At 63.4% G+C, this 24,269-nt stretch carries 14 protein-coding genes, 3 tRNA genes and 2 pseudogenes; 8 read left to right on the top strand and 11 right to left on the bottom strand.

Annotation, left to right across the window (positions count from 1 at the left end):
* A partial coding sequence (locus ACFO3A_RS13020; RefSeq protein WP_377727087.1) for a transposase occupies positions 1-236 on the top strand: 236 nt, incomplete at its 5' end.
* Positions 237-603: 367 nt separating this feature from the next.
* On the opposite strand, the gene ACFO3A_RS13015 is transcribed toward ACFO3A_RS13020, so the two are convergent.
* Both ACFO3A_RS13015 and ACFO3A_RS13010 read right to left on the bottom strand, forming a co-directional pair.
* The gene (locus ACFO3A_RS13015; RefSeq protein WP_377727085.1) at positions 604-1,527 is read right to left on the bottom strand and encodes a nucleotidyl transferase AbiEii/AbiGii toxin family protein; all 924 of its coding nucleotides are present in this window, start codon (positions 1,525-1,527) and stop codon (positions 604-606) included.
* Complete coding sequence (locus tag ACFO3A_RS13010) at positions 1,520-2,278, bottom strand: type IV toxin-antitoxin system AbiEi family antitoxin domain-containing protein (RefSeq protein ID WP_377727083.1); 759 nt, start codon at positions 2,276-2,278, stop codon at positions 1,520-1,522. The genes ACFO3A_RS13015 and ACFO3A_RS13010 overlap by 8 nt, the downstream gene beginning before the upstream one ends.
* Positions 2,279-2,429: 151 nt before the next feature.
* On the opposite strand from ACFO3A_RS13010, the pseudogene ACFO3A_RS13005 reads away from it, so the two are divergent.
* From ACFO3A_RS13005 to ACFO3A_RS12995, 3 genes and pseudogenes are all read left to right on the top strand, one after another.
* Positions 2,430-2,504, top strand: a pseudogene (locus tag ACFO3A_RS13005) (toxin YhaV); the annotation flags it as partial.
* Between the two features lie 355 nt (positions 2,505-2,859).
* Positions 2,860-2,952, top strand: a tRNA-Leu gene (locus tag ACFO3A_RS13000).
* Positions 2,953-2,963: 11 nt separating this feature from the next.
* Positions 2,964-3,587: a DUF6806 family protein gene (locus ACFO3A_RS12995; RefSeq protein WP_377727081.1), complete on the top strand. Its 624-nt coding sequence runs from the start codon at positions 2,964-2,966 to the stop codon at positions 3,585-3,587.
* A gap of 17 nt (positions 3,588-3,604) precedes the next feature.
* Here the strand turns inward: ACFO3A_RS12995 and ACFO3A_RS12990 are convergent, their stop codons facing one another.
* The 9 genes and pseudogenes from ACFO3A_RS12990 to ACFO3A_RS12950 form a co-directional block, all read right to left on the bottom strand.
* Entirely contained in the window at positions 3,605-4,387 is a 783-nt protein-coding gene (locus tag ACFO3A_RS12990) for an IclR family transcriptional regulator (protein ID WP_377727079.1), read from the bottom strand.
* A 51-nt stretch (positions 4,388-4,438) separates the two neighbouring features.
* The gene (locus tag ACFO3A_RS12985; RefSeq protein ID WP_377727076.1) at positions 4,439-5,167 is read right to left on the bottom strand and encodes an arginyltransferase; all 729 of its coding nucleotides are present in this window, start codon (positions 5,165-5,167) and stop codon (positions 4,439-4,441) included.
* Between the two features lie 3 nt (positions 5,168-5,170).
* On the bottom strand, positions 5,171-5,917 hold the full coding sequence (aat, locus tag ACFO3A_RS12980; RefSeq protein ID WP_377727073.1) for a leucyl/phenylalanyl-tRNA--protein transferase: 747 nt from the start codon (positions 5,915-5,917) through the stop codon (positions 5,171-5,173).
* Between the two features lie 54 nt (positions 5,918-5,971).
* A tRNA-Asn gene (locus ACFO3A_RS12975) sits at positions 5,972-6,047 on the bottom strand.
* A 23-nt stretch (positions 6,048-6,070) separates the two neighbouring features.
* Positions 6,071-6,146: transfer RNA gene (locus tag ACFO3A_RS12970), tRNA-Asn, on the bottom strand.
* A 57-nt stretch (positions 6,147-6,203) separates the two neighbouring features.
* Positions 6,204-6,572, bottom strand: coding sequence for a YbaN family protein (locus ACFO3A_RS12965; RefSeq protein ID WP_377727096.1), 369 nt, complete (start codon positions 6,570-6,572; stop codon positions 6,204-6,206).
* A gap of 138 nt (positions 6,573-6,710) precedes the next feature.
* Positions 6,711-7,280: pseudogene (locus ACFO3A_RS12960) on the bottom strand (3'-5' exonuclease); the annotation flags it as partial.
* Between the two features lie 10 nt (positions 7,281-7,290).
* Positions 7,291-7,443, bottom strand: a complete 153-nt coding sequence (locus tag ACFO3A_RS12955; protein ID WP_377727070.1) for a hypothetical protein — start codon at positions 7,441-7,443, stop codon at positions 7,291-7,293.
* 122 nt (positions 7,444-7,565) lie between these two features.
* Positions 7,566-9,557 (bottom strand): peptidase U32 family protein, encoded by a 1,992-nt coding sequence (locus ACFO3A_RS12950; RefSeq protein ID WP_377727067.1) that lies wholly within the window; start codon positions 9,555-9,557, stop codon positions 7,566-7,568.
* Positions 9,558-9,701: 144 nt separating this feature from the next.
* Between ACFO3A_RS12950 and ACFO3A_RS12945 the strand changes: the two genes are divergently transcribed.
* From ACFO3A_RS12945 to ACFO3A_RS12930, 4 genes are all read left to right on the top strand, one after another.
* Entirely contained in the window at positions 9,702-10,706 is a 1,005-nt protein-coding gene (locus tag ACFO3A_RS12945; RefSeq protein ID WP_377727064.1) for a helix-turn-helix transcriptional regulator, read from the top strand.
* 75 nt (positions 10,707-10,781) lie between these two features.
* Positions 10,782-11,843, top strand: coding sequence for a helix-turn-helix domain-containing protein (locus ACFO3A_RS12940; RefSeq protein ID WP_377727061.1), 1,062 nt, complete (start codon positions 10,782-10,784; stop codon positions 11,841-11,843).
* A gap of 151 nt (positions 11,844-11,994) precedes the next feature.
* Positions 11,995-13,725, top strand: coding sequence for a ShlB/FhaC/HecB family hemolysin secretion/activation protein (locus ACFO3A_RS12935; protein ID WP_377727059.1), 1,731 nt, complete (start codon positions 11,995-11,997; stop codon positions 13,723-13,725).
* Positions 13,726-13,863: 138 nt separating this feature from the next.
* Positions 13,864-24,156: a YDG domain-containing protein gene (locus ACFO3A_RS12930; RefSeq protein WP_377727056.1), complete on the top strand. Its 10,293-nt coding sequence runs from the start codon at positions 13,864-13,866 to the stop codon at positions 24,154-24,156.
* Positions 24,157-24,269: the final 113 nt, after the last annotated feature.

Raw genomic sequence — 24,269 nt, 5'->3', positions numbered from 1 at the left:
AGGATAACGGGATTGACCTGCAGATTGTGAAGCTGCCCGAAGCGAAAAAAGGCTTTGTGCTGCTGCCCCGGCGCTGGGTGGTGGAGCGCAGCTTCGGCTGGCTGGCGAGGTTCCGCAGGCTCTCGCGAGACTATGAGCGACTGCCCGAAGTGCTCGGCGGGCTGCATTTCCTGGTCTTTGCGGTGCTCATGCTACCCGCCGCCGCACGGGTACTGGCTGGTGCGGGAAGTTCATAACACGCTCTAGGATTTTGCGGAGGCTCCAACCTTTGAGAAAATGGAGCCACCACGAGCAATCAAACTAAGTTTTCCCCCGAAGTCCGGGAACGCGCCGTACGCCTGGCGCAGTAACACCGAGGCGATTATCCGTCGCTGTGGGCGGCAATCCAATCCAAGACGATGGCACCTGACGCATACCGTGGAAAGAGCTCTGCCATGATATATGGTGTCTTCACCACCTGATCAACATTGACAACCGGCTGACACTGCATAGCCGGTTATCAATTTCCGAAAGCTTCAGATAACGAGAACTGTGGCGCGTCCAGGTCTTCTACGTTAGTCTGTAATTTCTGGCTTTCGGATTAAGGGCGATAGCGGGTACCAATCATCGACCTGAAAGCAGCGAGGCATCAAGTGTATCAGCCTGTGCGGCAAAGTCTTTGGGACGACATTTCTGAAAGGTTGTCAGGTTGGCGAGCTTCCAGCGCAACGCGGGCAACTGGTCGGCGTGCGGGCATTGCAACAGCGGCCAGTCGGGTTCGGCGCGAGCCAGTCCGCTCAGGAACTGCCGGTGGGCGGCGCTCAACCGCCGTGGCAGTTCCTGGCGTAGTTGGGTTCGGGTTTCGAGCAGAACCTCAAGTGGGCAGTCCACTTCAGTCATGCCCACGAAAGCGCGTTCATATTCGGCCGCGATGTCCTTGTCGTTGCCGAACAGCACTTCATGGGTGGGTCGGTTATGCCCTGCCAGATAGACCACGAAGCACTCCACCATAGAATCGCTCAGGCCTCCGCTCTGGAACAACTGCCAGACGTCGAACAGATCCCGCGGGTGCTGGCGATCCAGGGCGGCGACCAGCTTGCCTGCATAGAGTTCGTCCGGGGCGAGCACCGGCACCGCAAACTCAACCCCAAACAGATCGCCAGTGCGGGCACTCAACGGCCTGCGCTCGATGGGCAGCACCGTGCCACGGAACACGACATTGACTTCGACCTTGACCTGGCTGGTTTCGTTCTCGACGATCAGCTTGGTGTCGCCAAGGTCTTTGCTGCGGATCAGCCTTGTCTGTACGCCAAGGCGTTCGACACGCTGCGCGATGGCTGCCAGTTCCTGGTTGATATCCTCTAGTGCCTGATCACGTGGAGTCTGCCAGGGGCGGTACACCACATCTATATCCACCGATAGGCGGGGTATATCTCGCAGGAACAAATTGATGGCAGTGCCACCCTTCATGGCGAAGATGTCGTTATCGAACACGTCGGGCGCGATGTTCAGCAACAGGCGGACGGTGTCGGCGTAGTGTTTATCCATGAGGGTTCAGGCTCAACAGGGTTCCGTCATCCAGCCGGCTCATCCAGCGGCTGGCACTGCCGGAGCGTACCGGGTATTGCGCCAGTAGCTCATCCACGTCAATAACGCCGGTTTCCCGCGCCCAGGTAAGAAATAGGCGCACGGCCTTGACGCTGGTGCAACAGGCCAGCAACCGTCCGAGCACATCCCTGCGCGGTGAGCGCAGGCCATCGAACAGGTTGCGGGATTCTTCGAGGCTTTCCCGTGTGCCGGTGTCGTAGAGCAGCTCCAGCACTGCGCGTTCGGGCACTGCCACCCGAAGTCCAGCAGGCTGTCCGGGTGGTGTGTGCAGGGTTTTGCTGGCGAGGTCATCGTTGGGCCAATCGAACAGCCTTGCATTGACGTAACGCGCAGGAAACCGTGTGGTGAACCAGGCAGGCAACGCAAAGCGGGCCTCGCCCCAGAGCACCAGGGTTTCTCTGGGGGCCAGATTGTGCCGAACCCCTTGCAACGCCAGGGCGCTTTTGCCGCCAACGTGCAGCCCGGCGACCCGCTCTTGCAGAAGCCGCAATGCACCGCTGGCGTCAAAGTTGTCGTTGGGATAAGCATAGACGCCGTGCCCAAGGCGCACCAGCCAGCCGCTCTCGGCGTAGTGAGCGGCCAGTTTGGGGGACACGCCGAAGGTTTCAAGCATCGGGAGATCGAACGGTGCTCCCCGAGGAAGTTCCGCCTGCAGGTGTTTGATTATTTTATGTCGCAAATGTTTGATCATGTTGGAAATATACGTCAAAATTTAATCAACCGCCACTGGGTTTGATGGATTTTTCTCTAAAATTCACCCCGCAGTGGAATTTAACGATTAAATCTAATCACAACCAGCTAAATTGAAAAGCGCAGCTAAGATAGGCCCACCGCGCCACTGACGACGTGCCAAGATTGGAAGGCAATTCCGCCTATTCTTCCGGCCTGATTCGAAGGCAAAGATCATCGTTCATGCTTAGATCAACGCTGCATCAGCGGGCAGCATGCAAGACATCTGCCTCAGCAATGACGACCGATGCGGTTTGGCGGGATACATCATGGATGCCAGCGGAAGCCACTGGATGCATGCGGACAACCGACGTTGACGTTGCGAAATAGTTAGTCCACAATCTAGTCCATCCCGTCACTCTGGATGAAGTTAATTTTTTTCAATCAATGAGTTATGGCTTCGTCATGGAGCCCGTTTCCCGCTCCAAATAAAAGGGAGGCATATGCCTCCCTTTTTCATATTTCCTTGGCTTGAAAGCTCAAGCATGGCTGTAAAAATCAGGTAAGCTTTACTGCTTACATGCACAGCTTAAGGTGAACGTGGCCTCGGTGGTGAAATTGGTAGACACCGCGGACTTAAAATCCGCTGCTTCCTGGATAAGGGGCGTGCCGGTTCGACCCCGGCCCGAGGCACCACTGATTTGACGATGAATCGCTATAACACCCCCTTTGAAATTCATGTGCATGGTCAAGTGGCTTTGCGTCCGGACGTTACGTTCGCGCAGCTGCAAGAGGCACTGAAACCCCTTTGGTCCTACGCGGGTGCCCGCTCCTTGCGCGATGGTGCTGCCAGTGCGTACGAGGAGGAGCCTGGCATCCTGTTTGACAGTGCTTCGCACACCGTGCAGATGTGCTGGACGGTTTCCGGTGCCGAGGATTTCCGCTATGCCCTGGATGATTTGTGCATGGGGCTGAACGAACTGGCGCAGGATGGCGCGGCGATCGAAGTGACGTTCTATGATGCCGAGTTCGACGAGGAAGAAGCGGCAGAGGACGAGCAGTCACGCGACGATTTCGTGATGCTGTTCGTCGGCCCGACACCGGCGGCGATCATGAAGGTGCAGCGCGATATGCTGGTGCAGGACGTGATCCACACGATGGAGCGCCACTTCGATGCCTCTGAGCTGGCGGGGGTGGTCGGGGAGATCGACAAGCTGTTCGCGCAACGGTTCGATAACCTGGTCAATTCGCTCGATCTGGGGCGCCAGCCCCCCCGGGGCGGGCCGCGTGGCGGCAGCGGTGGCGGGCGTCGGCCCCGGCATCTGCATTAAGCAGGGCTCTTGGGGCGTCAGGCCGCGCCCTTGAAGCCCAAGGCTGTGGAAATTTGATGGGTGCAGGCCTTGAGCCTGGGAATCCATCCTTCGTCCAGGCGGTCTGCCGGGGCGGAGATCGACAGGGCAGCGACCAGTTTGCCCTGGTCGTCGTAAATGCCGCTGGCCATGCAGCGCACGCCCAGTTCCAGTTCTTCATTGTCGTAGGCGACGCCGGTTTGCCGGATTTTGGCCAGTTCCCGCTCCAGTTGGGGGAGCTGAGTCAGGCTGTTCTGGGTGTTGCCCGACAGGCCGGTGCGCATGGCGTAGGTGCGCACATTCTGAGGGTCGTCAGCGGCCAGGAAGAGTTTTCCGTTCGAGGTCAGGTGCAAGGGCGCATGGCCGCCGATGGCACGCACCACCTGCATTCCCGAGCGTTCGCTGTAGGCCCGTTCGACGTAGACGATTTCGTCGCCCTGGCGGATGCTGAGATTTACCGGTTGCTGAATTTGCTTGTGCAGCAGGCGCATCAGGGGCAGGGCCGCTTCGCGCACGCTCAGGCGGGCCTTGACCAGGTTGCCCAGCTCCAGCAGGCGCATTCCCAGGCGGTACGTACCCGCCTCGGGGCGATCAACGAAACCGCCCGAGGTCAGATCGTTCAGGATGCGGTGGGCGGTGGAGGGGTGCAGTCCGGTTCTTTCGCTGATTTCCTTGAGGGCGACCGGCTCCTCTTTGGCAGCCAGAACGTCAATGAGTGTGAACATGCGTTCCAGCACCTGGACGCTGGGCTTGTTCGGAACCTCGTTATCGTTTTTCTTCATGTGAAATAGGGAAGCAAATGGGCCGCATTCTAGCCCTGCTCCCACGGGAAATTACCCGGTGTGCGCTTGCCACTGCCCGTTACGCAGAATTTCGTGCGGTGCGAAGGCCTGCTTGTAGCGCATCTTGGGGCTGTCCTGAATCCAATAGCCCAGGTACAGGTGCGGCAGGGCCAGGCTGCGGGCCAGCTCGATTTGCCACAGGATGCCGAAGGTGCCGTAACTGGCCTTGGCGTGGTCGGGCTCGTAGAAGGTATACACCGCAGAAATGCCATCGGCGATCAGGTCGATGATGGCGACCATCGCCAGGGCGTTGTCTGCCAGGGGATCGCGAAACTCCACGATGCGGCTTTCCACCTGGCTGTCGAGCAGGAACTGGCGGTATTGCTCCACGCTGTCGCTGTCCATGCCGCCGCCTGGGTGGCGGGCGTGCTGGTAACGCTGGTAGAGCGCGTAGTGCGCCGGGTTGTAGTGCAGCCTTTGAACGCTGGCTTGCAGATGCTGGTGCTGTTGCCAGGCGCGGCGCTGGCTGCGTGTAGGAGTGAATTGCGGCACCAGGATGCGCAAGGGCAGGCAGGCCTGGCAGTTGCGGCATTGGGGGCGGTAGGTAAAGCTGCCGCTGCGCCGAAAACCCTGGGTAACCAGGGCCGAGTACGTGGCGGTGTCGATAAGGTGACTGGGGGCCGCCACAAGGGAGCGGGCCTGCTGCCCGGGCAGGTAGCTGCAAGGGTAGTCGGTGGTGGTGTAGAGCTGGAGAGTGCGGGTGAATGGCTCGGTGGTCATACGCTAGGTGTCAAGCGTAGCCCAGAAAGAGGGGTCGAAAGTCCAATCCAGCGCCGGTTGCTGCTGCTGGGTCTGGGCGATGCGCAGAAAGTCGGCCCGGGGCATTTCTGCCGCCCCCAGCGACGCCAGGTGCGCCGTGGCCTGCTGGCAGTCGATTTGCGGGGCGCCCTGGCTGCGGCACAGGGCCACCAGGGCGGTCAGGGCGATCTTGGAGGCATCCCGGGCGTGGGCGAACATCGATTCGCCGTACACCGCCCGGCCCAGGGCAACGCAATACAGCCCGCCGACCAGCTTGCCATCCACCCAGGTTTCCACGCTGTGCGCCAGCCCTTGGGCGTGCAGGGCGCAATAGGCGTCGATGATGCCGGGCACGATCCAGGTGCCGTCCTGCCCGGGGCGGGGGGTGTGGGCGCAATGCTCCATGACCTGGCGAAAGCTGTGGTCGATGCGGATTTCGCATTGCGCCGTGCGGCGGAACTGTGCCAGGGTTTTGCGCAGCGACCGGTGCAGGCGGAACTGCGCTACCTGCAGCACCATGCGCGGATCGGGCGACCACCACAGCGGCGGCTGACCGGCGCTGAACCAGGGAAAAATCCCTTCCCGGTACGCCGCGTGCAGGTGTGGCGCATCCAGCACCGCGCCGGCGGCCAGCAGTCCGGGCAGGGGCGTGTCCGGCCCCCAGGCCTGGGTGACCGGGGGAAAGGGGTCGTGGGCAGTAAGCCAGGGCAGGGGCGGCGGGGCGGCGGTCACATTCTCGATAGATGAAAAAAAAGCCAGACAAATCGTAATCTGTCTGGCTTTGTTTGGCTCCCCGACCTGGGCTCGAACCAGGGACCTGCGGATTAACAGTCCGTCGCTCTACCGACTGAGCTATCAGGGAATATTCGGTACATATCAAAAATCTGGCTCCCCGACCTGGGCTCGAACCAGGGACCTGCGGATTAACAGTCCGTCGCTCTACCGACTGAGCTATCGGGGAAGAAACGCGATTATAGGCACAGATTTTTCAATGTTGCAAAAAATCGCGGATTTTTTTCTATTGCGGCGCGGCGGGCGGTTCCGGCCTGCGCCATAGCCACAGCAGCACTGCCGCCATGCAGGTGCTGGCCAGCATCGGCGCCCACCAGGGGCGGGCCAGCCACCACAGGATGGCCGCGCTGATGGCCATGGTGATGGCGGCGCTGTGCTTGGCGCGGCGGCTGACGTAGCCGCCGGCCTCCCAGTTGCGCAGCATGGGACCGAACAACGGGTGGCGGTGCAGCCAGGCGTGGATGCGCGGGCTGCTGCGGGCGGCGGCCCAACTGGCCATCAGGATGAATACCGTGGTGGGCAGACCGGGCAGAAAGACCCCGGCAATGCCCAGCCCCAGGCACAGCAGTGCAAAAAGGCGTAGCAGCCAGCGCATGATGGGGCTTGAATGGCTGGTGCTGGCGGGCACAAACTGTTGCGGAGCCTGCGGTGGGCGGTAGGGTTTTTTGGGGCGTGGCGGCTTGCTCGGAGCCAGGGGCGGCTGCCGAGCCTCCCAGGCCGGCAGGGCGGCATGGATGAGCGCCGGGGCATGGGCATCGTTGGCGGCGTAGCGCACTTGCGCGGGGCCGAGTTTTTGCGCTGCCCAGTTGCTGGTGCTGGTGCGTTTGGATTTGGTGAAGCTGCGCTCCAGCACCACCGCCATTGCCGCCCGCACCCCGGTGTTGTGGCCGAAGCCGTGGCGGCGAAAAACCTTGTCCAGATCGAGTATGTTGACCGGCTGCACCCCCAGGCGCCGGGGCAGGATGCGCAGGTCGTTGTCCAGCCCGAAACCGGCCTTCAGGATGGTGGGTGCGGCCAGCACCTCGCGGGCCAGCGCCAGCGCCTGGGGGTGGCGCAGTTGCAGCACCCAGGCGGCCTGCGGCGTGGCGAACTGGACGATGTGGGGGCCATCGTCGCGCTGCCCGGCCTGGAAAACGGGCTTGCTTTCGGTATCGAAGCCCAGAGCGCTTGCCGCCAGCAGAACGGTGCGGGCCTGGGCGAACTGCGCGTCGGTGCCCGGCACGTAAATGGCACTGTCGGGCAGGGGTGTCCAGGGGGGGAGCAGGGCGCTATCGGCCTTGCTGGGGGCAATACGGCGAGGCATAGGGACGCCATTATTGCAGCGCCAGCACCATGCAAACGGTCGTGCCCTGGCCGGGGGCAGGCGTTCTGCCCAGTCGGCCGATGCGTGCGCCCATGCTGCGTATTCCCACGCCCTGGCCGATGGCTGCACCGCCCTCAATGCGCATCACCAAAGACCTTGTCATGAACGGTGTAGGAAACCCGCTGTGTTCATTGAAAACATAGCTTTTTTCGCTGGTAAATAAAGGTATTCAGACATTTTTGATGCTGAAATCCTTTATTGATAAGCGGAAGCAGCTCTCAAATATTAAGCTTTCACCCCGGGCCGCGCCCGGTAGAACTGCATGGGTTGTTCGCGCATCTGGCGTTCGTGCTGGTGCAGGACGGATTTTTTCATCTTGCCCACCACGTGCATTTCGCAGGGCTTGCAGTCAAAGACCAGCTTGAGCTTTTCCTTGCCGTTGATGAGGTGCAGCGGCTCGGCCTTGATGGTGCCCTTGACGCCGATCACGCCCTTGGCCTGCTTGGGGCACAGGCTCATGGAAAAGCGCACGCAGTGCTTGGTGATCATCAGGCTGACCTCGCCTTCTTCCTCTTTGCTTTCGTAGGCCGCGTCGATCACCTTGACACCGTGCCTGACGTAGAAGTCGTGCGCCTTGTGGTTGAAGACGTTGGCCAGATAGGTCAGCGTGTCCTCGGGGAAGGGCACGGGCGGCTGCACCGGCACGGCGCGGGGCAGGCGGGCCAGCCCCTGGGCGCGGGCGGCTTCCAGGGCGGCGACGGCTTCGCGGCGCAGCGCGTTCAGGGCCGAGGCGGGCACGAACCAGGGCTGGGTCAGGTGCAGGGCGATGTCGTGCGCGGCAAAGATGGTGGCGCCAAAGCGGCCCAGCTGCTCGCGCAGCGTGGCCTCGGCCCGGGCGGCATCGGTGGCGCTCTGGTGTTCCTGCACGATGTGGGCGTGGCCGGTAAAGCCGTCTTCGTCGGTCAGCGTCAGGGCGAAGCCGTCCGGGGTTTCCGTCAGGCTGGCCCACAGGCCGATGCGCCGGTCGCTGGATTTTTTCTCCAGCGTGCGGTTCCAGTCCATATCGCGGTTGCGGTTGATTTCCAGCCCTTTGCGCAAGTCCTTGAAGCTGGCCAGCGCATCCTTGGGGAAGACGCGCCAGATGCCTTTTTGGGCGTGAACGCATTCGGCGCGGTTGATATGCACGCCCACCAGCTCTTTTTGCAGGTCGTAGTAGCACAGGCCGTCGCCGTTGTGCAGTTGGGTGGTTTTGTCGCCGGTTTCCAGCTCGAACCATTTGTCGCCGGTTTGCCCAATCCGGGTGACCCAGCCGATGGCGCGGCCCGGCGTCTTGGGGGTGTCGAAGGCGCCGATGTCGATCTGGCGGCCATGCACGAAGTAGTCGGTGAACTCGCGGTTGAAGTTCTGGTCCGGGTCGGGCGTGAAGCTGAAGGTGGTGCGGCCCGAGGCGGCGCGGGTGAACTCGCCTTGTTCCACGATCTCGTCCAGCAGCTTGCGGTAATGGGCGGTGATGTTCTTCACATAGCCCATGTCCTTGTAGCGCCCCTCGATCTTGAAGCTGCGCACGCCCGCGTCGATCAGCGCCCGCAGGTTGTCGCTCTGGTTGTTGTCCTTCATCGACAGCACGTGCTTTTCGTGCGCAATGATGCGGCCCTGGCCGTCCAGCACCTCGTAGGGCAGGCGGCAGGCCTGGTTGCAGTCGCCCCGGTTGGCGCTGCGCCCGGTGTGCGCGTGGCTGATGAAGCACTGGCCGGAATAGGCCACGCACAGGGCGCCGTGGACGAAGAACTCGATCGTCGTGCCGGGTTGGAGTGCATCGCGGATGGCGGCAATCTGCCCCAGATCCAGCTCCCGCGCCGGGACGATCTGCGAGAAGCCCGCGTCTTGCAGAAAGCGGGCTTTTTCCGGCGTGCGGATGTCGGTCTGCGTGCTGGCGTGCAGCTGGATGGGCGGCAAGTCCAGCTCCAGCAGGCCCATGTCCTGCACGATCAGGGCGTCGGCCCCGGCCTCGTACACCTGCCAGGCCATGCGCCGGGCGTCTTCCAGCTCGTCGTCGCGCAGGATGGTGTTCAGGGTGATGAAGATGCGGCTGTGAAACCGGTGCGCGTGGGCGATCAGGCGCTCCAGGTCGCGCACGTCGTTGCCCGCCGTGGCGCGGGCGCCGAAGGCCGGGCCGCCGATGTAGACGGCATCGGCGCCGTGGTTGATGGCCTCGATGCCGATGTCGGCATTGCGGGCGGGAGCAAGCAGTTCAAGCTGGTGGGGCAGGAGAGACATAGGGCGCGGATTATCCCTGCGTGGCCCGGAGCGTGCTGGGCGGGGGAATCGCCAGGGCTGCTGTGGCAGCGAGGCGGGCACTACACCTAGTAATATTTGAAACGTATTCACAAACCCTGGCGCCGAATCTCGCAGCACACACTCATGGCCTTCATCGAATTCAGTACCCGTCACTACCTTCCGCACGAGCGCCTGGATGCCACGCGGGAAACCTGCGCCGCCATGGCGAACATGGCCCCGGATATTTCGGATGACGGCACTCTGGACCTGTCCATGCGCATCCGCCTGCTGCCCGGCGTGGCCGTGGCGGCTTTCGAGAGCTCTCCCCTGAGCGTCACCCGCACCGCCCGGCAGTTGGCCGATGGCAACGACGATGTGCTGCTGTTCCTGAACCCCGGCGGCCCGGGGCATACCGGCAGCGCCTGGACGGTGCGCCAGCGCGGGCTGGGCCACCAGGACGAAATGGTCTGCGCCACCGATTCCGGCTGCATGGCCCTGAACGAGCGGGCCGGCACCACCAGCTTCCACCACCCCAACTCCCGGTGCCTGCTGCTGGCTTTTCCGCGCGAGCGCCTGCTGCCGCAGCTGGCCGACGTGGACCGCGCCCTGCGCCAGAACCTGGCGGATTCTCTGCCCTTGCGGCTGCTGGCCCGGCAGGCGCTGGAGCTGACCCGCTCGTCCGTCCACGCCAGCGACACCAGCGATGTCGAGCGCCTGCGTGCCAGCGACCAGCTGCTGGACTTGAGCGCCCTGGCCCTGGGCGCCACCCCCCAGGCGCAGGCCCGCGCCAGTGCACGCGGGCTGCGGCAGGCGCGGCTCAAGGCCATCCAGGCCGATCTGCGCGTGCACTGCGGGCGTGGCGATCTGTCGCTGCAATGGGTGGCGGCCCGCCATGGCATTTCCCCCCGCTACGTGCGGGGGCTGTTCGAGCAGGAGGGCATCGCCTTCAGCGACTACCTGCTGGAACTGCGCCTGCAACGCGTTGTCGAGCAGCTCGCCAGCCCCCGGTACGCCGGGCACACGGTCAGCGCCATTGCGTACGACGCCGGTTTCAACAACCTCTCATGGTTCTACCGGGCCTTCAAGCAGCGCTTTGCCGCCGCTCCCAGCGATATGCGGCATCTGCACGGGCAGCAACTCTCCGTATAAACCCGAACCGCAATCTGCGGCCGCCGTGGCGCTGAGTGGAGGTGCCTTGCGCCGTGCCCGCCTAGCCTTGGCGGCATGGCAGCAGCAAGTATTCCATCGTCCCGTTTCGACTCCGCCCAGACCGCCGGGGAAGGCCGTTTTGCTGCGTGGCAGGAGGTCATCGGCGTCGTCTTTGACGTTGCTCCGCTCTCGCGCGAGGGGCTGGAGGGCTTTCAGGCCAGCGTTCATGCCAGTCACCTGGGCCAGTTGCTGCTGGTGGAACACAGCTTTGGCGCACAGCAGTTTTCGCGCCGCGCCGCTCGCATCGCCCGCGACGGGCTGGACCATTACCTCGTGCAGTGCTATCACCAGGGCGGCTTCGTCGGCCAGTGCGACGGCGAGCAGGACATCCAGGTGCGTGCGGGCGACATCGCCGTCTTTGCCCTTGACCGCACCCAGCACACCCTGGCGCAGGCCTCGCGCGGCGTCTCCCTCATCGTGCCGCGCACCCTGGTGGACGACGCCTTCGGCCACGCCACCCCCGACCTGCATGGCCGCGTGCTGGGCGCAGGCAACCCGCTGGGCGGGCTGCTGGGCGACCACGTGGCCTCCCTGCAACGGCACCTGCCCGCCGTCACCCAGGCCGACACCCCCGCCCTGGCCCAGGCCACCGCACACATGCTGGCCGCCTGCCTGCGCCCGGACAAAAACACCTGGGGCCAGGCACAGCAGGCGCTGGAGGCCGTCACGCTGGAGCGCATCCAGCAGCACATTGCCCGGCAGCTGCGTGTGTCCAACAGCGCCGCCCTCACGCCCCAGGCGCTGGCGGACGCCTTCGGCATCTCGCGCAGCCAGCTCTACCGCCTGTTCGAGCCTTTGGGCGGCGTCGCCCACTACGTGCAGCGCAGGCGTTTGCTCAAAGCCTTCCATGACCTGACCCACCCGCTCAAGCGGCGGCTGCGCATTGCCGAAATCGCCGCCCGCCTGGGCTTTGTGAGCGAGGCCCACTTCAGCCGCGCCTTTCGCGCCGCCTTCGGCGTCACCCCCAGCGATGCCAGGGCCATGGGCCAGACCGCGCAGACCCAGGACAGCCTCCGCCTGCCCCCAGAAGCGGCCCACATCGTGACCGAATACACCCACTGGATTCAAGGGCTGTAGGCGCACGCCTGCAAAGGCCCGATGGTGAAACGCCCAGGCAAATACCGCGAAACGCACAGTCAAGCCGGGCGATTGACCACCATCAAGAATCACCGTCAGGGTGGGCCAGCGTCCGCCAACAACTTTTTTTTGAAACTACACCAGCCCCGCCATGCCCCACCATCCGACCGTCGCCCGCCGTAGCCCCTCTGCCCACCTGGCATCCAGCGCCTTGCTGCTGCTGACGGCCGCCGCTGCCCAAGCCCAAACCGCCCCCACCATAGACGCAGGCAGCCTGCAACGCGAAGCCGAGCGCAGCCTGCAAACCCCGCCCAGCGCCGCCCCCGCCCCCCAGGCCGCCCCCGCAGCCAAGCCCATGCCCGCAGATGCCAAAGCTACCCGCGTCACCGTGCGGCACATCGTCATCGAAGGCGCCAGCCTCATCCCCGTCGAAGAACTCGACGCCCTGGTCGCACCCCACATCGGCCAAAGCCTCACCCTGGCCGAACTCGAACACGCCATCCAGCAGATTGCCGAGCATTACCGCCAACAAGGCTGGTACGCCCGTGTCTACCTGCCCCAGCAGGATGTCACCAACGGCACCGTCCGCATCCAGATCCTGGAAGGGCGCTTTAGCGGCAGCACCCTCCAGCAAAGCGGCAGCCGGGCCAACGCCGATGCAGTGCAAGCCCTCATCACCCACCGCCTGCAAGCCGGGGCGCCCCTCTCATCCGCCGCTCTGGAACGCGGCCTGCTCCTGGCCAACGACCTGCCCGGTATCGCCGCCACCGGCACCCTGCAAGCCGGACACAACCAGGGCGACACCGCCTTGGCCGTCAACATCCAGGACACCCCCTTCATCACCGGCGACATCGGCCTGAACAACCACGGCATCCAATCCACCGGCAGGGCGCAAGCCACCGGCGGCCTTGCCCTCAACAATCTCACCGGCAGCGGCGACCAACTCGCCCTGCGCCTGCTGATTGCCCAAGACATCCGCAGCGCCGTCGCCCGCTACAGCCTGCCCCTAGGCCACAGCGGCCTGCGCCTGGCAGCCCACGCCAGCACCCTCGACTACGACCTGGGCGGCACCTACAAAAGCCTGGACGCCGAAGGCAAAGCCCACACCGCAGGACTCACCGCCACCTACCCCCTCATCCGGCAAGCCGACCGCAACCTCAGCGCCAGCCTCGGCTACGAACACCGACGCTACAACGACAACATGCTCGGCCAGGCTCTGCGCCGCCACAAACTCAACGCCCTCACCGCAGGACTGAACGGCGACATCCGCGACAACCTCGGCGCAGGCGGCATCACCTGGGGCGGTGTGCAACTGACCACCGGCAGCCTCAACATCCGCAACATCGCCGGCGACAAAACCGCTGACGCAGCCACCGCCCAAACCCACGGCAGCTACACCAAACTCGCCTGGAACTTAAGCCGCCTGCAAGCCCTCGCCCCCACCTGGCAAATCCAGGCCAGCGCCAGCGGTCAATGGGCCAACGGCAACCTTGCCAGCAGCGAACGCATGACATTGGGCGGCCCCAACCAAATCCGGGCCTACCCCGTCAACGAAGCCAGCGGCGACCAGGGCATCCTCATCCAGCTCGAACTGCAAAAAAACTTCGCCCCCAGCTGGCAAGCCATCGCCTTCTACGACGCAGGGCACATCCAGCAACACAAAAACCCCTGGGCCAACTGGAACGCAGGCAGCAGCCAACCCAACCGCTACACCCTGCAAGGCGCAGGCCTGGGCGTCAACTGGCGCAGCACCGACTGGCTCATGAACGCCAGCGTCGCCGCCCCCATCGGCAGCAACAAGGGGGCCACCAACGGGCGCAACAACGACAACAGCAAAAAGAGCAGCCCGCGTGGCTGGGTCAGCTTGACGCGGTTGTTCTGACGGAAATCCCCCAAAAACATCAAATACAGAAGCTTTTACCGCTGTTAAATAAACGATTTCAGCAACAAAACAAACTGAAACTCAGCAATAACCAGAGGAACAAGCTACCAAAACCTTTATTCCTCCAGAAAGCCCGCCATGAACCACACCTACCGCCTCGTCTGGAACAACGACACCCAGCGCTACGTCCCTGCGCCCGAATGTGCCAAGGGCAAATCCAAATCCAAAACCTGCAAGGCACTGGCCCCGGCAGCCGTGCTTTTGAGCGCTGCCTTTGCCATGCCCGTCTGGGCGCAGGTGCCCCCGGCCAATGAACTGCCCACGGGCGGCAACGTGGTATCCGGCAACGCCACCATCAGCCAAAACGGCAACCAGATGACGGTGGGCCAGGGCAGCAACAAAGCCATCATTGACTGGACAAGCTTCAACATCGGCAAGGATGCCGCCGTCACCTTCAACCAGCTTGGCCGTGATTCCATCGCCCTGAACCGCGTCACCCAGGGCGATGCCAGCCAGATTCACGGCCAGCTCAACGCCAACGGGCAGGTGTGGCTCATTAACCCCAACGGCGTCGTATTCGGTGCAGGCAGCAAGGTGGATGTGGGCGGGCTGGTGGCGTCCACCATGAACATTGCCAACGACGACTTTCTGAACGGCAACTACAAATTCAGCAGAAATGGCACAACGGGCAGCATCACCAACCAGGGCGAGCTGACGGCCAAGGATGGCGGCAGCATTGCCCTGCTGGCCCCAACCGTCAGCAACGACGGCATCGTCACCGCCCAACTCGGCAGCGTCGTCATGGCCGCAGGCGACCAGATCACCCTGCAAGCAGGCGCAAACGGCCTGCTCAACGTGCAGGTAGACCCGGCCACCATCCGCACGCTGATCGAAAACAAGCAACTCATCGTGTCCGATGGCGGGCAGGTCATCATGACCGGCAAGGCCGCAGACGCATTGGCCGCTAGCGTGGTCAGCAACACCGGCACCATCCAGGCCAACACGCTGCAAGAGCGGGACGGAAAAATCCTGCTGATCGCCGACATGCAGCACGGCGAAACCCAGGCTGCTGGCAAGCTGGAGGCCAAGTTCATCGACACCAGCGCCGCCACGGTCAGCATCGACAAGAACCTGAAAGTCAACACAAACGGCGGCGAATGGCTGATCGACCCGGTGGGCATCACCATTGACGCAGGCAAGGCCGGCGCCATCCAGAACGCGCTGGGCAGCGGCAATGTGACTGTTTCCACCAGCAACAACGCGGACAACACAGGCTGGAATGGCGGAACCAACGGCACGGGCAGCGACAAAGGCGACATCCATGTCAATGCGGACATCAGCTACAGCGCCAACAAGCTCACGCTGAATGCCGACCGCAACATCAACCTGAACGCCGCCATCAACGTCAACGGCAGCGGCACGCTGGCGCTGAACTACGGCGGTACGCAAGGCAGCAGCAGCGCCACCCCGGCCACAGGCAGCAGCATCAACGCCAGCTTTGGCGCAAACGGCGGCTTTGCGGGCAAGGTTAACTTTGCACAATCTGGCGCGGGCCGGCTGGACATCAACGGTAGCGGCTACAGCGTCATCAAGGATGCGGCGGCTTTGCAGGACATGAACAGCGGCCTGTCCGGCAAATACGCCCTGGGCGGCGATGTGGATGCCAGCGGCATCAACAACTTTGCGCCGATTGGCGGCGCCAGCAACAGTTTTACCGGTGTATTTGACGGCCTGGGCCACACCATCAGCGGCCTGACGATAAACCGCAAGGGCCAATACTATGTGGGCCTGTTTGGCAATACCAGCAATTCCCTATTGCGCAATGTGGGGTTGGAGGGCGGCAGCACCACAGGTGGGCCATACACCGGCGGACTGGTGGGCAACAGCAACGACAGCAGCATCAGCCACAGTTACGCCACCGGCAGCATCACGGGTGGGGAATACACCGGCGGGCTGGTGGGCAACAGCGACAACAGCAGCATCAGCCAAAGCTATGCCACCGGCAGCACCATGGGTGGTGGACACACCGGCGGGCTGGTGGGCGAAAGCTACAACAGTAGCATCAGCCAAAGCTACGCCACCGGCAACACCACGGGCACGGGCATGGGCATCACCGGCGGGCTGGTGGGCAACAGCTACGGCAGCAGCATCAGCCAAAGCTACGCCACCGGCAGCACCACGGGTCGGGGCGCAGCATCCGGTGGGCTGGTGGGCTTCAGCTTCAGCAGCAGCATCAACCAAAGCTACGCCACCGGCAGCACCATGGGTGGGATCCACACCGGTGGGCTGGTGGGCGACATCTACGGTGACAGCAGCATCAACAACGCCTATTACGCCACCACCGATGCGGATGGCAAGGCCATCAACCAGGGCGCTGGATACAACACCCTCGGCACCGCCAGGACCTACGCACAGCTGACGGACGCCAGCACCTATGCCGGTTGGGACACCAACATCTGGCAACTGCAACTGGGCGGGCGCGGCGCGGCGGTGGAGGGGTATGAGACGGGCAGGCTGGCCTTCCTGAAAAACGTCACCCGCGCCCAGGATGTGCAGAACACCACCTGGTTCGACGGCGGCTGGGGCACGGCGGCTGCGGCCTACGGCATTGCCAACTGGGGGCAACTGTCGAATATGGGCCTGCTGCTGGACAAGCACTACCAACTGAACAACGACCTGGACAGTACCACCAGCGGCTATGCCCAGCACGCCAGCGCCACGGCCAACGGCGGTGCGGGCTGGCAGCCGATTGGCGACAACAGCACGAACAGCAGCGCCAGCCGCTTTACCGGAATCTTTGACGGCCAGGGCCACACCATCGGCGGCCTGACCATCAACCGCCCCGGCCAGGATAGAGTGGGCCTGTTCGGCTATACCTCCACCGCCACGCTGCGCAATGTGGGGCTGGTGGGGATCAAGATTGTGGGCCGCAGCTATGCCGGTGGGCTGGTGGGCTACGCCTACAACGGCAGCATCCGCCACACCTATGCCACCGGCGAGGTCGGCGGAGTCGGCGGTCGGGTCGGCGGCCTGGTGGGCGGCGCTTACAACGGCAACATCAGCCAAGTCTATGCCACCGCAAAAGTCAACGGCAGCAGCTATGTCGGCGGGCTGGTGGGCTACCTGGACGGCGGCGGCAGCAGCATCAGCCAAGCCTATGCCACCGGAGAGGTTGTCGGCACAGGCAACAGTGTTGGCGGGCTGGTGGGCATAGTGCTGAACGGCGGCAGCATCAGCCACGCCTATGCCACTGGAAAGGTCAGCGGCAGCAGCCAGCTCGGCGGGTTGGTGGGCTCCCGGAACGACGGCACCATCCAGAACGCCTATTACGCCACCACCGATGCCGCAGGCAACAGCACCGGCAACACGGCGGGCGGGGGCGTGGGTAGTGTGGGCAAAACGTGGCTGGAACTCGGCAGCGCCAGCACCTACAGCGGCTGGGCAGGCGTTGGCGCCAACTGGGAAATTCTGGGTCGCGGCGCGGCGGAGGAAGGCTATGAAATAGCCCTGCCCTCGCTGATCGGCGTCACCCGTGCCGAAGATGTGACGCGCAGCACCCTGTTTGCCGACGGCTGGGGCACGGCGGACAGCGCCTATGGCATTGCCAACTGGGGGCAACTGTCGAATATGAGCCTGCTGCTGGACAAGCACTACCAACTGAACAACGACCTGAGCAGCAGCACCAGCGGCTACGCCCAGCACGCCAGCGCTACGGCCCATGGCGGCCAGGGCTGGCAGCCGATTGGCGACGACAGCACCCCCTTTACCGGCAGCTTTGATGGCCAGGGCCACACCATCGGCGGCTTGCACATTGACCGCCCCAGCCAGGATTACGTGGGGCTGTTCGGTGAAACCATGACAGCGAGCGTGCAACAGGTCGGCCTTATCGACGCGCAGGTCACAGGCCGCGATTACGTGGGCAGTTTGGTGGGCTTCAACGGCAACAGCAGCAACATCAGCCACAGTTATGCCTCCGGTGGTGTAGTGCAAGGGCATGGCAATGGCGTGGGTGGTTTGGCAGGATTCAATGCTTTTGACAGCAGCATCGGCCACAGCTATGCCAGCAGCGATGTACAAGCCACCAACTCTTTCTGGGTCGGTGGCCTGGTGGGCAGTAACCTGGATGGCAGCACCATTAGCAACAGCTACGCCACAGGTGCGGTGACAGCAGGCAGTTCCTGGTACGTAGGTGGCTTGGTGGGGGAAAACGATGGCTCCACCATTGCGCAAAGCTATGCCACTGGTCTGGTAGCAGGCGGTAGGGCGCTGGGCGGTCTGGTGGGCAGCAGTTATGACAGCAGCAATGACGGCGACAGCGAGAACGACAGGGACCGCGTTGACAATTCGTACTACGCCACCACCGATGCGGCAGGCGACATCATCCATAACAACGGTGCAACAAACAAAGGTTGGGGCGGCAATGCCCATGGCACAGGCAAAACGCTGAACGAGCTGAAAAACCTTTCCACCTTTGCGGACTGGGGTGCAGACATCGACGACCAGGGCGGCACGGGCGCTGTCTGGCGCATCTACGAAGGCCAAAGCGGCCCGCTGCTGCGCAGCTTTTTGAAGCAAGTCACCGTTACGGCGGATGCGCTCAATGCCAGCCCCGTCACCTACAACGGCAATGCGGTCAGCGTGAGTACCGGCTATACCCCCAGCGACCCCGGCGCAGCGCTGGACGGCAGCCTGGCCTACACCACCAGCAGCAAGAATGCGGGCGACTACAGCACAACGGCGGGCACGCTGGCGCTGGGCGGACTGTATTCGGGCCAGCAGGGCTACGACATCAGCTACGCCAATACCGATGCCAGTCTGACCATCGACAAGGCCGAGCTGACCGTGACCGGCACCACCGTGGCAGGCCGTACCTACAACGGCAGCACCGATGTACTGGCCCAGACCGCAAAAGGCACCGTGACCGTGTTCGACAACGATCAAGTCACCCTGGGCGTGACCAGCGCCACGCTGGACAGCAAAAACGCAGGCAGCCGCACCGCAACCGTGGCCTATGCGCTGACGGGCGGCGACGCAGGCAACTACACCGTCAGCGATACCGCGCACAACGTTGCCATCGAACGCCGAGCGCTGACCGTCAGCGGCATTACCACCGACAGCAAAATCTACGACGGCACGACCGACGCCACCGTGCGCACGGACAGCGCCGTGCTGGACGGGCTGGTAGCAGGCGACGATCTGCACGTGAGCGCCACCGGCCAGTTTCACGACAAGCGTGCAGGCACAGCCAAGACCGTCACCCTGACCAGCAGCTACAGCGGCGCTGACCGGAACAACTACGACATCACCGGTCAAGCCGACACCACCGCCGACATTGACCGCAAGGCGCTGACCGTCAGCGGCATTACCGCCGACAACAAAACCTATGACGGCATGACCAATGCCACCTTGCGCGGGGACAACATGGTGCTGGACGGGCTGGTGGCGGGCGACGACCTGCACGTTATCGCCACAGGCCAGTTCAGCGACAAGCACGCAGGCACCGACAAGACCGTCACACTGACCAGCGGCTATGCCGGAATCGATGTGCTCAATTACGCCATCACCAATCAAGCCGACACCACCGCAGACATTGACCGCCGGGTGCTGACCGTCAGCGGCATCACCGTTGACAGCAAAACCTACGACGGCACGACTGACGCCACCGTGCGCACGGACAACGCCGTGCTGGACGGGCTGGTGCATGGCGACGATCTGCGCATTGACAGCATCACCGGCGTGTTTGAGGACAAGCACGCGGGCACCGGCAAAAAGGTCATCCTGAGCAGCAGCTACGTCGGTACTGATGCGGGCAATTACGCCATCACCGGTCAAGCCGACACCACCGCAGACATTGACCGCCGGGCGCTGACCGTCAGCGGCATCACCGCCGACAGCAAAACCTACGACGGCACCACCAACGCTACCGTGCGCACGGACAGCGCCATGCTGGACGGGTTGGTGCATGGCGACGATCTGCGCATTGACAGCATCATCGGCGTGTTTGAGGACAAGCACGCGGGCATTGACACTGGCACTATCAAGACCGTCATCCTGACCAGCAGCTACAGCGGCGCTGACCGGAACAACTACGACATCACCAGCCAAGCCAGCGCCACCGCCGAGATTGAGCGCAAGGCGCTGACCGTCAGCGGCATTACCGCCGAGCGCAAAACCTACGATGGTACGACCGACGCCACCGTGCACACGGACAACGCCGTGCTGGATGGGCTGGTGGCAGGCGACGATCTTCGCGTTGTCGCCACTGGCCAGTTCAGCGACAAGAACGCGGGCACCGACAAAACCGTCATACTGACCAGCGGCTATGCCGGAATCGATGTGCGCAATTACGCCATCACCGATCAAACCGACACCACCGCAGACATTGACCGCCGGGCGTTGTTTGTCAGCGGCATTACCGCCGACAGCAAAACCTACGACGGCACGACCGACGCTACCGTCCACACCAGCGGGGCGCAGTCTGCTGGTCTGCTGCATGGCGACGATGTGCGCATTGACAGCATCACCGGTGTGTTTGAGGACAAGCACGCAGGCACAGACAAAAAGGTCATCCTTACCAGCAGCTACAGCGGCGCTGACCGGAACAACTACGACATCATCAGCCAAGCCAGCGCCACAGCGGACATCGACCGCAGGGCGTTGACCGTCAGCGGCATCACCGCCGAGCGCAAAACCTATGACGGCAGCACCGTTGCCACGGTGAACACGGGCGGGGCGCAATTCGACGGACTGGTGGCCGGTGACAACCTGACCGTTTCCGCCACCGGCGTATTCGACAGCAAGAACGCAGGCCAGGGCAAAACCGTCACGCTGACCAGCCGCTATGCCGGGGCCGATGCGGGCAATTACGCCATCACCGATCAAGCCGACACCACCGCAGACATTGACCGCAAGGCGCTGACCGTGACCGGCACCACTGTGGCAGGCCGTACCTACAACGGCAGCGACGATGTGCTGGCCCAGACCGCAAAAGGCATAGTGACCGTGTTCGACAACGATCAAGTCACCCTGGACGTGACCAGCGCCACGCTGGACAGCAAAAACGCAGGCAGCCGCACCGCCACCGTGGCGTATGCCCTGACAGGCGACGATGCAGACAACTACACCGTGGCCGACAGCACGCACAGCGGTATCGAGATCAGCCAGAAGGCGCTGACCGTAACTGGCACCACGGTGGCAGGCAAAACCTACGACAGCACTGCCACCGCCAACGTCACCGCCACCGGCACGCTGAACCAGGCGGAGGTGATCGACGACGACACCGTTACGCTGACCCAGGCCAGCGGCAGCTTTGCCGACAAAAACGCAGGCAAGGACAAAGCCGTCACCGTGCAATACACCCTGGGCGGTGCAGACGGCGGCAACTACTTTGTGGCCGACAACACCGACTTGACCGCCACCATCGACAAGGCCGAGCTGACCGTGACCGGCACCAGCGTGGCAGGCCGTACCTACGACGGCAGCACCGATGTGCTGGCCCAGACCGGCACAGGCACCGTGACCGTATACAGCGGCGACGACGTTACCCTGGACGTGACCAGCGCCACGCTGGACAGCAAAAACGCAGGCACCCGCACCGCCACTGTGGTCTACAAGCTGACAGGCACCGATGCAGACAACTACACCGTGCTGAACAGCACGCACAGTGGCGTGCAGATCAGCCAGAAGGCGCTAACGGTGGGCGGCATTACCGCCGACAACAAAACCTACGACGGCGGCACTGCTGCCACAGTGAACACCGGTAGCGTGCAGTTCGACGGACTGGTGGCCGGTGACAACCTGACCGTTTCCACCACAGGCCAGTTCAGCGACAAAAACGCTGCTCAGGGCAAAACCGTCACGCTGACCAGCCATTACGACGGCACTGACCGGGGTAACTATGCAATCACCGACCAGACCACCACCACGGCGGACATTGACCGCAAGGCGCTGACCATCAGCGGCATCACTGCCGACAACAAAACCTACGACGGCAGCACCTTTGCCACGGTGAACACGGGCGGGGCGCAGTTCGACGGGCTAGTGGATGGCGACGACTTGCGCGTTATCGCCACCGGCCAGTTCAGCGACAAGAACGCTGACCAGGGCAAAACCGTCACGCTGACCAGCCGCTACAGCGGGGTCGATGCGGGCAACTACGCCATCACCGACCAGACCAGCACCTCGGCAGACATTGACCGCAAGGCGCTGACCGTGGGCGGCATTACCGCCGACCACAAAACCTACGACGGCAGCACCGTTGCAATGGTGAACACGGGCGGGGCGCAATTCGACGGACTGCTGGCCGGTGACAACCTGGCCGTTTCCGCCACCGGCGTATTCGACAACAAGAACGCAGGCCAGGGCAAAACCGTCACGCTGACCAGCCGCTACAGCGGGGCCGATGCGGGCAACTACGCCATTACCGATCAGGACACCACCACAGCGGATATTGACCGCAAGGCGCTGACCGTTGCCGGTACCACCGTGGCCGACAAAACCTATGACGGCAATGCCCATGCCGATGTGCGCCTGGGCACCATCAGCGGCTGGGTGGGCGAGGAGCGCTTGAACATCAGCGTCAGCGGCACCTTCGATAATAAAAATGCCGGCACCGGCAAGCATGTCGATGTGGCCTACACCCTGAGCGATGGCGACAACGACGCCCTGGCCGGCAACTACCGCCTGACGGACGGCAACAGCTACACCGCCGATATCGAGCGCAAGGCGCTGACCGTGGGCGGCATCACTGCCGACCGCAAAACCTACGACGGCAGCACGGCAGCCACGGTGCGTACCGACGGGGCGCAGTTCGATGGACTGGTGGCCGGTGACAACCTGACCGTCTCCACCACAGGCCAGTTCAGCGACAAAAACGCCGGTCAGGGCAAAACCGTTACGCTGACCAGCCGCTACGGCGGGGCCGATGCGGGCAACTACGCCATCACCGACCAGACCAGCACCACGGCAGACATTGACCGCAAGGCGCTGACCGTCGGCGGCATCACTGCCGACAACAAAACCTACGACGGCAGCACGGCAGCCACGGTGAACACGGGCGGGGCGCAGTTCGATGGGTTGGTGGAGGGCGACGACCTGCGCGTTACCGCCAGCGGCGTATTCAGCGACAAAAATGCTGCTCAGGGCAAAACCGTCACGCTGACCAGCCGCTACGGCGGGGCGGATGTGGACAACTACGCCATCACCGACCAGACCAGCACCACGGCAGACATTGACCGCAAGGCGTTGACCGTCGGCGGCATCACTGCCGACAACAAAACCTACGACGGCAGCACCGTTGCAATGGTGAACACTGGCGGGGCGCAATTCGATGGACTGGTGGAGGGCGACGACTTGCGTGTTACCGCCAGCGGCGTATTCGACGACAAGAACGCAGGCCAGGGCAAAACCGTCACGCTGACCAGCCGCTACAGCGGGGCCGATGTGGACAACTACGCCATCACCGATCAGGCCACCGCTACGGCAGACATTGACCGCAAGGCGCTGGTCGTCAGCGGTATCACTGCCGACCGCAAAACCTACGACGGCAGCACGGTAGCCACGGTGCGTACCGACGGGGCGCAGCTCGACGGACTGGTGGACGGTGACGATCTGCGCATTACCGCCAGCGGCCAGTTCGGCGACAAGAACGCAGGTGTGGGCAAAACGGTGAACGTCACCGCCACGGTGGGCGGCACGGATGCAGGCAACTATGACGTGACGTTCAACCGCACCGCCCGGGCCGACATTGACAGGCTGGCAATCACCGGCACGGTCACGGCAGATGGCAAAACCTACGATGGCACCCTGTCTGCCGTGACGCACGGCAGCCTGTCCGGCGTGCTGCAAGGGGACGACCTGAGCGTTGCCAGCACCGGTGGCAGCTTTACCGACAAGAACGCAGGCCGGGGAAAAACGGTGAACGTCACCGCCACGGTCAGCGGCACGGACGCAGGCAACTACGACGTGACATTCAACCGCACGGCGCAGGCGGACATTGCGGCTAGGGCGTTGACCATTACCGTCCGCAACGCCACCAGGCCCGCAGGTGTCGCTTTGGCGCTGAGCGGCAGCATCGGCTTTACCGCCAGCGGCCTGGTGCAGGGCGAAACCGTCGGCAGCGTCACGCTGGACAGCGCCGGTGCCCCCGCCGATGCTGTGGCCGGCACCTACGCCATCGCGGCCAGCAATGCCGTGGGTGGTCATGGCTTCGATGCCGCCAATTACGACATTCAGTACGTGGACGGCAGCCTGACGGTGATCTCCCCCATGAACGGCGGCGTGATCTGGCGCCTGGCGCAGGGCCAGTCCGACCCGCGCCCGCACTGGCTGCAAGATGCCGCCAGCGTGCAAACGGCCAGCAGCGGCGTGCCGTACCTGACGCTGGCCCCTGGATTCATCCCCGTCCCGGGCGAAGAGTCGGCACGCGATTAAGAGCAGTGGCACCCTCTTGCCTGCTCTGAAAAGCACCGCTTTCAGAACGTGTTTACGTTTTTGGGGCGGTGCTTTTTTTGGTCGGTTGCAGGGCTGCCAGGCGTGCTGCCAAT

This window comes from Comamonas nitrativorans (assembly GCF_042654765.1).
In the GTDB taxonomy this organism is placed as follows: Bacteria; Pseudomonadota; Gammaproteobacteria; order Burkholderiales; family Burkholderiaceae_C; genus Comamonas; species Comamonas nitrativorans.
This window is presented reverse-complemented; position numbering and strand designations above follow the sequence as displayed.

Excerpts from the sequence above, each read along its gene's own strand:
- ACFO3A_RS13015 (WP_377727085.1), bottom strand. The coding sequence starts at position 1,527 with ATGGATAAACACTACGCCGACACCGTCCGCCTGTTGCTGAACATCGCG.
- ACFO3A_RS13010 (WP_377727083.1), bottom strand. The coding sequence starts at position 2,278 with ATGATCAAACATTTGCGACATAAAATAATCAAACACCTGCAGGCGGAA.
- ACFO3A_RS12995 (WP_377727081.1), top strand. The coding sequence starts at position 2,964 with ATGAATCGCTATAACACCCCCTTTGAAATTCATGTGCATGGTCAAGTG.
- ACFO3A_RS12990 (WP_377727079.1), bottom strand. The coding sequence starts at position 4,387 with ATGAAGAAAAACGATAACGAGGTTCCGAACAAGCCCAGCGTCCAGGTG.
- ACFO3A_RS12985 (WP_377727076.1), bottom strand. The coding sequence starts at position 5,167 with ATGACCACCGAGCCATTCACCCGCACTCTCCAGCTCTACACCACCACC.
- ACFO3A_RS12965 (WP_377727096.1), bottom strand. The coding sequence starts at position 6,572 with ATGCGCTGGCTGCTACGCCTTTTTGCACTGCTGTGCCTGGGGCTGGGC.
- ACFO3A_RS12955 (WP_377727070.1), bottom strand. The coding sequence starts at position 7,443 with ATGACAAGGTCTTTGGTGATGCGCATTGAGGGCGGTGCAGCCATCGGC.
- ACFO3A_RS12950 (WP_377727067.1), bottom strand. The coding sequence starts at position 9,557 with ATGTCTCTCCTGCCCCACCAGCTTGAACTGCTTGCTCCCGCCCGCAAT.
- ACFO3A_RS12945 (WP_377727064.1), top strand. The coding sequence starts at position 9,702 with ATGGCCTTCATCGAATTCAGTACCCGTCACTACCTTCCGCACGAGCGC.
- ACFO3A_RS12940 (WP_377727061.1), top strand. The coding sequence starts at position 10,782 with ATGGCAGCAGCAAGTATTCCATCGTCCCGTTTCGACTCCGCCCAGACC.
- ACFO3A_RS12935 (WP_377727059.1), top strand. The coding sequence starts at position 11,995 with ATGCCCCACCATCCGACCGTCGCCCGCCGTAGCCCCTCTGCCCACCTG.
- ACFO3A_RS12930 (WP_377727056.1), top strand. The coding sequence starts at position 13,864 with ATGAACCACACCTACCGCCTCGTCTGGAACAACGACACCCAGCGCTAC.